This is a genomic window from Moritella sp. PE36, from assembly GCF_000170855.1.
GTDB lineage: Bacteria > Pseudomonadota > Gammaproteobacteria > Enterobacterales > Moritellaceae > Moritella.
On the sequence record NZ_ABCQ01000087.1, the window covers coordinates 1 to 11,023 of the forward strand.

Consider the following 11,023-nt stretch of genomic DNA (forward strand, 5'->3'; position numbering starts at 1 on the left):
TACCACCCTTGTACGTTTGATGTTCTAACGTAGGTCCCTTATCGGGATTGCGGACAGTGTCTGGTGGGTAGTTTGACTGGGGCGGTCTCCTCCCAAAGAGTAACGGAGGAGCACGAAGGTTGGCTAAACATGGTTGGACATCATGTGGTTAGTGCAAAGGCATAAGCCAGCTTAACTGCGAGACAGACACGTCGAGCAGGTACGAAAGTAGGTCTTAGTGATCCGGTGGTTCTGAATGGAAGGGCCATCGCTCAACGGATAAAAGGTACTCCGGGGATAACAGGCTGATACCGCCCAAGAGTTCATATCGACGGCGGTGTTTGGCACCTCGATGTCGGCTCATCACATCCTGGGGCTGAAGTTGGTCCCAAGGGTATGGCTGTTCGCCATTTAAAGTGGTACGCGAGCTGGGTTTAGAACGTCGTGAGACAGTTCGGTCCCTATCTGCCGTGGGCGTTTGAGAATTGAGAGGAGCTGCTCCTAGTACGAGAGGACCGGAGTGGACGAACCACTGGTGTTCGGGTTGTCATGCCAATGGCATTGCCCGGTAGCTAAGTTCGGAACTGATAACCGCTGAAAGCATCTAAGCGGGAAGCAGGCCTCGAGATGAGTTCTCACTGGAGCTTTAAGCTCCCTGAAGGGCCGTTGGAGACTACAACGTTGATAGGCAAGGTGTGTAAGTGCTGTGAGGCATTGAGCTAACTTGTACTAATTACCCGTGAGGCTTAACCATACAAATTAAAGTATGATTAATTGAAATTTGACTTAAGAATTGATTGAACACTTTATGTTTTAAAGACTTCTTTATTTATAGCTTTTCAGATTTACAATAGAAATTAATTTTTCTTATAGAAAGCAAACCAGATTTGCTTGGTGACCATAGTGTTGCGGTACCACCTGACTCCATTCCGAACTCAGTAGTGAAACGTAATAACGCCGATGGTAGTGTGGGGTTTCCCCATGTGAGAGTAGGGCATCGCCAAGCGCCAAACAACGTCGAAAGACTATAAATTAAGACTGATGGAAACATTAGCACAGATTGTGCGGAGTGGTAGTTCAGTTGGTTAGAATACCGGCCTGTCACGCCGGGGGTCGCGGGTTCGAGTCCCGTCCACTCCGCCAACAAACAACGAAAGCCTGAATCGAAAGATTCAGGCTTTTTTTGTGCCTGAAATTCAGCAAACAGAAAGCGCAGATTATGGGGAGCGCTAGTTCTTGTTATTAGTCTTCAGTTGGACTGGAAATACACCTGGCATTTCTACGCACTTCCACCATCCTTGGTGGTCGTTAGACTCTTTATGAGACAAGTGGCCTGTCGCGCTGAGGGACGTGGGTTATGGTTTATAGAAAGTCGTTTACTCTCTCTTTACCAGCAAATAAAAAAGTCTGAATCTTACGATTCATTTTTTTGTACCTGAAATTCAGGATAGATAAATGCTCTATTGATGAAAACATATACACTTTCACATGATGAAGTACCACGTTGAAAAATTAATGTCATTTATTTACTCGTGCCCAACCCTGCTTTTTTCTTCCTAGTTAACATTTAATTTAATAACTAAGCTATTGAACTTTCTGTTGATTAAAATCAACTATAAAGATACATATTGTTAGCGGTATCATTGCGTGTCGGACTGTCTTTTTTGTGCTCCTTTTTTTTATTGACTTAAAATTGTTGATCATTAGAATACCGCGCAATTTGTCAATAAAAAGAAAATTGGAGAGTTTGTGGCTGCACAAAATGATTATTCTTTAGGACCCGTGCCTAAATCAGAAAGAAAAGGTTTTATCGCATTATCATTGGTGATGCTGGGATTAACTTTTTTCTCTGCCAGTATGTGGACCGGTGGCACGTTAGGTACCGGACTTTCTTATGATGACTTCTTCTACGCAGTATTGCTCGGTAACTTGATTTTAGGTATATATACGGCATTTCTTGGTTATATCGGCGCTAAGACAGGCCTCTCAACCCATCTTTTAGCGCGTTATTCATTTGGGAGTAAAGGTTCATATCTGCCTTCACTATTACTTGGTGGTACGCAAGTTGGTTGGTTTGGTGTTGGTGTTGCCATGTTTGCCCTGCCAGTACAGAAAGCCTTATTTGGTGAAACAGGTGTTGAGCTTGATATAAACGCAATTATTGTTGTTGCAGGTCTGTTGATGACTGGGACCGTTTATTTTGGTATATCGGCGTTGATGGTACTCAGTTTTATTGCTGTACCCGCCATTACCATTCTAGGTGGTTACTCTGTTTATCTTGCGGTGAATGATTTAGGCGGCATTGCTGAAATGCAAAAAATTGTGCCAGCGGTTGATCAGAAAATTGACTTTAATACTGCACTTGCATTGGTGATAGGTTCATTTATTAGTGCTGGAACGCTGACCGCAGACTTTGTGCGTTTTGGTCGTAAACCAAAAGCGGCTGTTGCAATCACGCTTATCGCTTTCTTCATTGGTAATTCATTGATGTTTATCTTTGGTGCTGCGGGTGCTGCTGCAACTGGTTTTGCAGATATCTCAGATGTAATGATGACGCAAGGCTTACTTATCCCGGCTATCATTGTGTTAGGTCTGAATATTTGGACGACGAATGATAACGCGTTATATGCATCTGGGTTAGGTTTCTCAAATATCACCGGTATTGATAGCAAGAAGCTAGCGATGATAAACGGTGTAATTGGTACTGTGTTTGCCCTTTGGTTGTATAATAACTTTGTTGGCTGGCTATCATTTCTAAGTGCCGCTATCCCGCCTATCGGTGGTGTACTTATTGCCGATTACTTCTTAATTCACCGTGGTCAGTACGTTGAATTTGCGAAAGCTGAATTCGAAACTATCCGTTGGCAGGCACTTATTGCTGTTGCTGTGGGTATTGCTGCGGGTCAATTATTGCCAGGTGTTGTCCCTGTGAATGCGGTAATCGGTGGTGCTGTTGCTTACTTTATCAGTTGTAAAGTAATGGGTTCGAAATCAATTAATACTAATACTAAAAAGAGCGAAGCGTAATGCCGACTTTAATTAAAAATGTTCAACTTTACAGTAATAATAAATTTGTCGATATCCGGATTGAAAATGGTATTTTTTCTGCAATTAAACCATGTGGTGAATTAGACAGTACCGGTTGCGATATTATTGATGGTGAAGGTGGTTTAGCGACGCCTCCATTCATCGAGCCGCATGTACATTTAGATACGACGCAAACCGCTGGAGAGCCAAACTGGAATATGTCTGGTACTTTATTTGAAGGCATTGAACGTTGGTCTGAACGTAAAGCGATGCTGACGCATGAAGATGTTAAAACACGTGCGACGACAACGTTAAAATGGCAGATCGCCAATGGTATTCAATATGTGCGTACACATGTTGATGTTTCAGACCCTGAGCTGATAGCGCTTAAAGCATTAATCGAATTACGTGAAGAACTAAAAGAATTCGTTGAAATTCAAATTGTGGCATTTCCACAAGAAGGTATTAATTCTTTCCCGAATGGTAAAGCCATTATGCGTAAAGCGGTGGAAATGGGCGCTGATGTTATTGGTGCTATTCCCCACTTTGAGTTTAGTCGTGAATATGCCATTGATTCGCTACATTTCATTTTCGACTTAGCAGAAGAGTTTGATTGTCTGATTGATGTGCATTGTGATGAAATTGATGATGAGCAGTCTCGATTTGTGGAGACTGTCGCGACATTAGCACACGAGAAAAAAATGGGTCACCGTGTCACCGCGAGTCACACCACGGCGATGCATTCATATAATGATGCCTATGCTTCACGTTTGTTCCGTTTGCTGAAATTATCAGGTATTAGTTTTGTTGCTAATCCACTGGTTAATATTCACTTACAAGGTCGTTTCGATTCATATCCTAAGCGCCGTGGTATTACCCGGGTAAAAGAGATGCTCGCTGCGAACATTAACGTTTGTTTTGGTCATGATGATATCTTTGATCCTTGGTATCCTTTAGGGACTGCGAACATGCTACAAGTAACACATATGGGGCTGCATGTTTGTCAGATCATGGGTTACGAGCAAATTGATCAGTCGTTAAAACTCATTACTGACCACAGTGCACAAACATTAAATATTCAAGATCGTTATGGTATTGAAGAAGGTAAACCAGGTAACCTCGTTATCCTACCTGCCGACTCTGGTTATGATGCTATTCGTCGTCAAACGGCACCTCGCTATGTTATCCGTGCGGGTAGAATATTAGCAGAAACCAAACCCAGCGAGACGCAAATACATTTAGACAAATCAGAGATAATTAACTTTAAACGTTAAATTTGTTTGTTCTATTCTAATACCGCCCATCGAGGCGGTATTTTTTTGCCTTTTATAGATTAAATGATTTGTTTCGTTTCAGTTGGCTCTGAGTTGCAGTAAACTATCCGCTTAAACTGATATTAAGGACAGCTCGATGACAGATAAATCAAATAACACCACTCATTTTGGCTATAAAACCGTAGAGTCAGACCAAAAGGTCGATATGGTTGCGAGTGTGTTTCATTCAGTAGCGGCTAAGTATGATGTCATGAATGACCTTATGTCTATGGGTATTCATCGTCTATGGAAACGTTTTACGATTGATTGCAGTGGTGTCAGACCTGGCCATAAAGTTTTAGATCTTGCCGGTGGCACAGGTGATTTAACTGCTAAGTTTTCACGTATTGTTGGAGATACGGGTGCTGTAACGCTTGCAGATATTAACGATTCAATGCTAAAAGTTGGCCGTGCAAAATTACGTGACCGTGGCATTGTTGGTAACGTGACATATGTTCAAGCCAATGCTGAAGAACTGCCTTTCCCTGATAATCATTTTGATTTGATCACTATCGCATTTGGTTTACGTAACGTCACAGACAAAGATAAAGCGCTGGCATCGATGTTCCGTGTATTAAAACCAGGTGGGCGTTTATTAGTTTTGGAATTCTCAAAACCAAATTCTGATGCATTAAATAAAATTTATGATTTCTATTCATTCAATATTTTACCTAAGATGGGCGAGTTAATTGCTGATGATGGTGATAGTTATCAATACCTAGCTGAATCAATTCGCATGCATCCAAATCAAGAAACATTAAAAGGCATGATGGAAGCAGTTGGCTTTGAAAGCGTTGAATACCATAACCTAACTGGTGGTATTGTTGCTTTGCATCGCGGTTATAAATTCTAAGGAATGCTCATGCCAATTGAAATGCTTGTTACTGCTGGAATTGAAACATTATTGAATAAATTGTTAAAAGCAGATGCTAATGCCGTTGACAAGATCGCGTCATTAAAAGGTAAGGTATTACAGGTAAACATTGCAGAGTTACCGAAGCCATTGTATTTTGTTTTTTCATCTCAGATTGATGTGTTAGCCAAGTATGATGGTGATGCTGATTGCTGTATGGATATAAAATTGTCGAGTCTTTATCGCTTGCAAGATAGTTCGCAATTCACTGCATTGATTAAAGAAGGTGAATTAGATATGCGTGGTGATCCTATGGTTGCCAGCAAATTTAGTATTATCTTAAAAGAGCTAGATATCGATTGGGAAGAGCACCTATCCCGTTATACTGGAGATGTTGCGGCACATAAACTACTACAAGGTGCAAAATCAAGCCAAGCTTGGTTGCAAAAAAATATGACGATTGCTCGTCATAACGTTGCCGAGTATTTAATTGAAGAAATACGTCTCGCGCCTGGTGCATTAGAAATCGCGAATTTTTGTGATGAAGTGAATGAGTTAGAACAGCAAGGTAAGCAATTTGAAATGCGTCTAGCCTTATTGTCGCGTAAGGAAGATACATAAATGACATTGGTTGAGTTAAAGCGATTTTATTATATCCAAAAAGTGGTGTTGGAATACGGTCTTGATGAATTGTTACCTGCACAATTGCAGCCGTTGTCAGCACGATTATGTCGAAAATCTATTTTTTGGATTAAAAATCAACACGCAGAGAAATCACCAGCAGAGCGAATCAAACTAGCATTACAGCAACTTGGTCCTGTTTTTATTAAATTCGGACAAATGCTATCAACACGTCGCGATCTGTTACCGCAAGAGTTTGCTGAACAGCTCGCAATGCTGCAAGATCAAGTGCCACCGTTTGACAGTCAATTAGCGATGCAGCAAATTGAGCTGGCGTTGGGTACATCAATCGATGATGTATTTGATGACTTTGACCCCGTGCCGTTAGCGTCAGCATCCATAGCCCAAGTGCATACCGCTAAGTTAAAAAGTAATGGCGAAGAAGTCGTTATTAAAATCATTAGGCCTGATATCGAACCGATTATTCGTGCTGATACCCAGCTGATGAAACGACTGTCGAAAGTATTACTGAAATTAGTGCCAGAGGCAGCACGTTTGAGACCACTTGAGGTGGTTCTTGATTATGAAAAAACCATTCTTGATGAGTTAAATCTAGATCGTGAAGCTGCGAATACAATCCAATTACGTCGTAATTTCCTGGATTCTAAAGAATTATATGTACCCGAGATATATCCTGATTTCACGCATAAAAATATGATTGTGATGGAGCGGATTTATGGTATTCCAGTATCCGATATTGCTGCGTTAGAAGCGCAGGGCACCAATATGAAGTTATTGGCTGAACGTGGTGTTGAGACCTTCTTTACCCAAGTTTTCCGGGATAGTTTTTTCCATGCCGACATGCACCCTGGTAATGTGTTTGTTTCTTATGAAACGCCTGAAGATCCGCGTTGGATTGGCATTGATTGTGGTATTGTCGGTACTTTAAATCGTGAAGACAAGCGTTACTTAGCAGAGAATCTGTTAGCCTTTTTCCATCGTGATTACCGTAAAGTAGCGGAATTACACGTGGACTCTGGTTGGGTGCCATCCTATGTAGACGTCAATGATTTTGAATTTGCGATCCGTACAGTGTGCGATCCTATCTTTGAAAAACCATTAGCTGAAATTTCTTTTGGTCATGTATTGGTTAATCTATTTGCTACTGCGCGTAAGTTTGATATGACAGTACAACCGCAATTAGTATTATTGCAAAAGACATTATTGTACATTGAGGGATTAGGTCGTCAGCTTTATCCTCAGCTAGACTTATGGGATACGGCTAAACCATTTCTTGAGCGTTGGGTTAAGGAACAGATGGGGCCACAAGCCGTGTTTTCGGCAGTAAAACAACGGGCGCCATTTTGGGCTGAAAAATTACCTGAGTTACCAGAGTTAGTGTTTGATACGCTGACAAAAGCAACCAAACAACAAGCTAAGTTGGATAAACTGTTCACCCAAGCGGAACAATTTACTCAAAATCATACACAGTCAGGTAAAGGCCGTTATTTGCTGAGTGTGGGTGGTGTCATTATGATTTGTGCCGCAATAGTGTACAATCCAGACTCGACATCGTTAGCATTTAGCTTAGCCAGTGTTGGCTTTGGACTGACCGCTCTCGGTTGGTTTAAGCTTAAATAATCGGAACGAAAAGCGCCGTTAACTTTATCGTAGATCAGGTGCAATAAATATGTAGTCTATATACTGTATACTTATCGATATTAATAATGACGAATTCAATTACATAAAATAAGGTTTTATCATGGGCGGAATCAGTGTTACTCAGTTAATTATCATTGCTGTAATTATTCTTTTATTGTTCGGAACTAAGAAGTTACGTAATGTTGGTGGTGATTTAGGTGCGGCAGTTAAAGGCTTCAAAAAAGCCATGGGTGACGAAACTAAAGATACCAAAGCAGAAAATAAAGTGTTGGAAGAAACTAACGCAGTAAAAACAGCAGTAACAAAAGAAGCAACAGAAACAAAAAAAGATAAAGAACAGGCATAATTTATGTTTGATATCGGATTTTGGGAAATTATGGTTATTTCAGTGCTGGGTCTTTTAGTATTAGGACCAGAGCGTTTACCTGTGGCGATAAGAACGGTTAGCACTTGGGTGAAAACCATCAAAGGTGCAGCTAATTCCGTAAAAGATGAATTGTCACATGAATTAAAAATTCAAGAAATGCATGACAATTTGAAAAAAGCCGAGCAACAAGGCATGAACAATATCAGCCCTGAACTGCAGGATTCTATCGACTCTTTACGTGATGCAGCGGCCTCGGTAACGCGGCCTTATGCGGATGTGAATGCACCGACTTCAACCTCGAAATCTGCGGTTGAAGAGACACCTGAAAAAGTAGAACAGGCAATCGAACAGGATAAAAAATAAATGGCAGCAGATCCAAATACTCAGCCTTTGATTACGCATTTAATCGAACTGAGAGATAGGTTATTACGTGCTAGTGCCGCAATTATCTTAATTTTTATATCATTAGTTTATTTTGCTAATGATATTTATCAGTTGGTTTCCGCGCCTTTGATTGCGCAATTACCGGCTGGCACAACCATGATTGCAACAGATGTCGCGACCCCGTTCTTTACGCCGATAAAGTTAACACTGGTTACTTCTTCTTTTATTGCCATCCCTTGGATTTTGTACCAAGTTTGGGGTTTTATTGCACCAGGTTTGTATAAACATGAGAAAAAATTAATTGCGCCTTTGGTCATTAGCAGTGCTTTTCTGTTTTATCTTGGTGTCGCTTTTTCTTATTTTGTGGTGTTTCCTTTAGCATTCCAGTTCTTTGCATCTGCGGCGCCAGAAGGGGTAACATTTGCGCCTGATATTAGTAGCTATCTTGATTTTGTCTTGAAAATATTTTTTGCGTTTGGTCTCGCATTTGAGATCCCCATTGCCACATTAGTATTATGTTGGACGGGTGCGACAACACCTGACAGTTTACGTAAAAAACGCCCTTATATTGTGGTTGCTGCATTTATCATGGGGATGTTATTAACACCGCCTGATATTATTTCACAAACATTATTAGCGATACCTATGTTGCTATTGTTTGAGTTAGGTTTATTATTTTCTCGTTTTTACGTTAAACAGGACGAGACCAAAGATGAAGAAACAGGAACTGATTGATATTGGCGTTAATTTAACAAACGTTGCTTTTCACAAAGATTTACCTGATGTTATTGAACGCGCCTCTGCCCAAGGGGTGCGTCGTTTAATTGTTACTGGCACGAATATCGCCGAAAGCCAGCTTGCTTATCAACTTACCCAAGATTATCCACAACAACTTTATGCCACTGCAGGTATCCACCCGCACGATGCACGCCATGCGACGGATGATAGCTGGCAGCAAATTAGAGCGCTAGCCCAACATGATAGTGTGGTTGCTATTGGTGAATGTGGTTTGGATTTTAACCGTGATTTCTCGCCTCGCCCGATGCAAGAAGCTGCGTTTGCCAAGCAATTAGAACTTGCTGCCGAATTAAATATGCCGGTATTTATGCATGAGCGCGATGCTAACGAACGTTTTATTGCGATCTTAAAAGAGTATCGTTCAGCTCTGCCTGCGGCTGTATTACACTGTTTTACTGGCTCTGCGAGTGATCTCGCCGCGTGCTTAGAATTGGATTTACATATCGGTATTACCGGCTGGATTTGTGATGAGCGCCGTGGCACTGAGTTATATCAGTTGGTGCGAGATATTCCTGCTGATCGATTAATGCTGGAAACCGATGCACCGTATTTATTACCTCGAAATCTGCAACCAAAACCCAAATCTCGCCGTAATGAACCTTGTCACTTACCGCATGTAGCTGCAACGATTGCCAGCGCGCGTGGTGAGGATATAGACACCTTACTTAGCCGCAGTCTACAAGTGACAGAACAGTTCTTCCAGCTTCCTAGGTTGTGATCATTACCACCTGTTTTCATTTTATTCTTGCGTCACAGTAGACAAAACCGACTAGTTAGTCTATTTTGATTGACTAACTAGTCGGTTTTTATATTGAGGTGTGAGCATGATGAGTGTAGCGGAAATCAAAATGAATGATAGCGATGGTATTGATGATATTGCAGCAATGGAGCAGATTTTTGCGACGCAAAAAGAAGCCTATTTAAGCCAACCTGAATGGGATAAGGCCGAGCGTAAAAAACGCTTATTATTGTTTAAAGCGGCTTTCTTAGCAAACAAAGAAGCGTTGCTGACCGCTGTTTCTGAAGATTACGGCCATCGTTCTCGTTATGACACTTTAATCGCTGATATCTTACCAACGACGGCACAATTTAATTATACTTTAGCGCGTTTAGCAAAGTGGATGAAGCCGACACGACGTAGTCCTGGTCTGTTATTAGCACCAGCAAGTGTCACGATCCATTATCAACCTGTTGGTGTGGTGGGTATCGTTGTACCTTGGAACTTCCCGATTAATCTGGCTATCGTGCCACTGATTACCAGTATTGCCGCCGGTAATCGCGCGATGCTCAAAATGTCGGAATTCACCCCGAAAACCAATCAAGTATTAAAGAAAATCATTACTTCTGTGTTTGATCGTAAGGACGTGTGTATTGTCGAGGGGGAAACCGCTCTGTCAGCGGCGTTTACTAAATTGCCTTTTGATCACTTATTATTTACTGGTTCGACGGTTGTTGGTAAGCATGTTATGCGTGCCGCCGCAGATAACCTAACGCCTGTGACACTTGAATTAGGCGGTAAATCACCAGTGGTGGTTGCCCCTGATATTGATATCAAAGTGGCCGTTAATCGTATTATGTTAGGCAAGAGCCTTAATGCCGGACAGATCTGTGTGGCACCGGATTACATTCTTTGCCCGCGTGAAAAGGTGGCAGACTTTGTAAAAGAATATCGCAACGAGTTCAATCGCCGCTATCCAAAAGCGATGGATAATGATGATTATACAAATATTGTTGATGATCGCCAATATAACCGTCTTAAAGCATGGTTAGAAGATGCAAAGCAAAAGGGTGCTGAAGTAGAAACCATGCAAGAAGGCGATAGCCTTAACGATCAACGTCACCGCATGTTGCCGCATTTATTATTAAATGTGAATGATGATATGCAGCTAATGCAAGATGAGATCTTTGGTCCGTTATTGCCAATTCTACCTTATGATTCGATTGATGATGCCATTAGTGTTATTAAATCACGTCCACATCCATTAGCGTTATATATCATGAGTTTTGATAATAATACCC

The 11,023-nt window shown here is 41.4% G+C and carries 10 protein-coding genes, 1 tRNA gene and 2 rRNA genes; all 13 read left to right on the forward strand.

Annotated elements, in window-relative coordinates; genetic code table 11:
• Positions 1-733, forward strand: a 23S ribosomal RNA gene (locus tag PE36_RS22745); the annotation flags it as partial.
• Positions 734-869: 136 nt separating this feature from the next.
• Positions 870-985: ribosomal RNA gene (gene rrf / locus PE36_RS22750) — 5S ribosomal RNA — on the forward strand.
• A gap of 60 nt (positions 986-1,045) precedes the next feature.
• A tRNA-Asp gene (locus PE36_RS22755) sits at positions 1,046-1,122 on the forward strand.
• Between the two features lie 606 nt (positions 1,123-1,728).
• Entirely contained in the window at positions 1,729-3,006 is a 1,278-nt protein-coding gene (gene codB, locus PE36_RS22760; protein WP_006034471.1) for a cytosine permease, read from the forward strand.
• Entirely contained in the window at positions 3,006-4,280 is a 1,275-nt protein-coding gene (locus PE36_RS22765) for a cytosine deaminase (RefSeq protein WP_006034472.1), read from the forward strand. The genes codB and PE36_RS22765 overlap by 1 nt, the downstream gene beginning before the upstream one ends.
• Before the next feature lie 136 nt (positions 4,281-4,416).
• Complete coding sequence (gene ubiE, locus PE36_RS22770; RefSeq protein WP_006034473.1) at positions 4,417-5,172, forward strand: bifunctional demethylmenaquinone methyltransferase/2-methoxy-6-polyprenyl-1,4-benzoquinol methylase UbiE; 756 nt, start codon at positions 4,417-4,419, stop codon at positions 5,170-5,172.
• 9 nt (positions 5,173-5,181) lie between these two features.
• Positions 5,182-5,793 carry an SCP2 domain-containing protein gene (locus tag PE36_RS22775; RefSeq protein WP_006034474.1) on the forward strand — a complete coding sequence of 204 codons (612 nt, stop codon included), beginning with the start codon at positions 5,182-5,184 and terminating at the stop codon, positions 5,791-5,793.
• Positions 5,794-7,434, forward strand: a complete 1,641-nt coding sequence (ubiB, locus tag PE36_RS22780) for a ubiquinone biosynthesis regulatory protein kinase UbiB (RefSeq protein WP_006034475.1) — start codon at positions 5,794-5,796, stop codon at positions 7,432-7,434. It abuts the gene before it with no gap.
• Positions 7,435-7,555: 121 nt separating this feature from the next.
• Positions 7,556-7,801, forward strand: a complete 246-nt coding sequence (gene tatA, locus PE36_RS22785) for a twin-arginine translocase TatA/TatE family subunit (protein WP_006034476.1) — start codon at positions 7,556-7,558, stop codon at positions 7,799-7,801.
• A gap of 3 nt (positions 7,802-7,804) precedes the next feature.
• Positions 7,805-8,185 carry a Sec-independent protein translocase protein TatB gene (tatB, locus tag PE36_RS22790; protein ID WP_006034477.1) on the forward strand — a complete coding sequence of 127 codons (381 nt, stop codon included), beginning with the start codon at positions 7,805-7,807 and terminating at the stop codon, positions 8,183-8,185.
• The gene (tatC, locus tag PE36_RS22795) at positions 8,186-8,941 is read left to right on the forward strand and encodes a twin-arginine translocase subunit TatC (RefSeq protein WP_006034478.1); all 756 of its coding nucleotides are present in this window, start codon (positions 8,186-8,188) and stop codon (positions 8,939-8,941) included.
• Positions 8,919-9,722 (forward strand): TatD family hydrolase, encoded by an 804-nt coding sequence (locus PE36_RS22800; RefSeq protein ID WP_006034479.1) that lies wholly within the window; start codon positions 8,919-8,921, stop codon positions 9,720-9,722. The genes tatC and PE36_RS22800 overlap by 23 nt, the downstream gene beginning before the upstream one ends.
• A 106-nt stretch (positions 9,723-9,828) precedes the next feature.
• A partial coding sequence (locus PE36_RS22805) for an aldehyde dehydrogenase family protein (protein WP_006034480.1) occupies positions 9,829-11,023 on the forward strand: 1,195 nt, incomplete at its 3' end.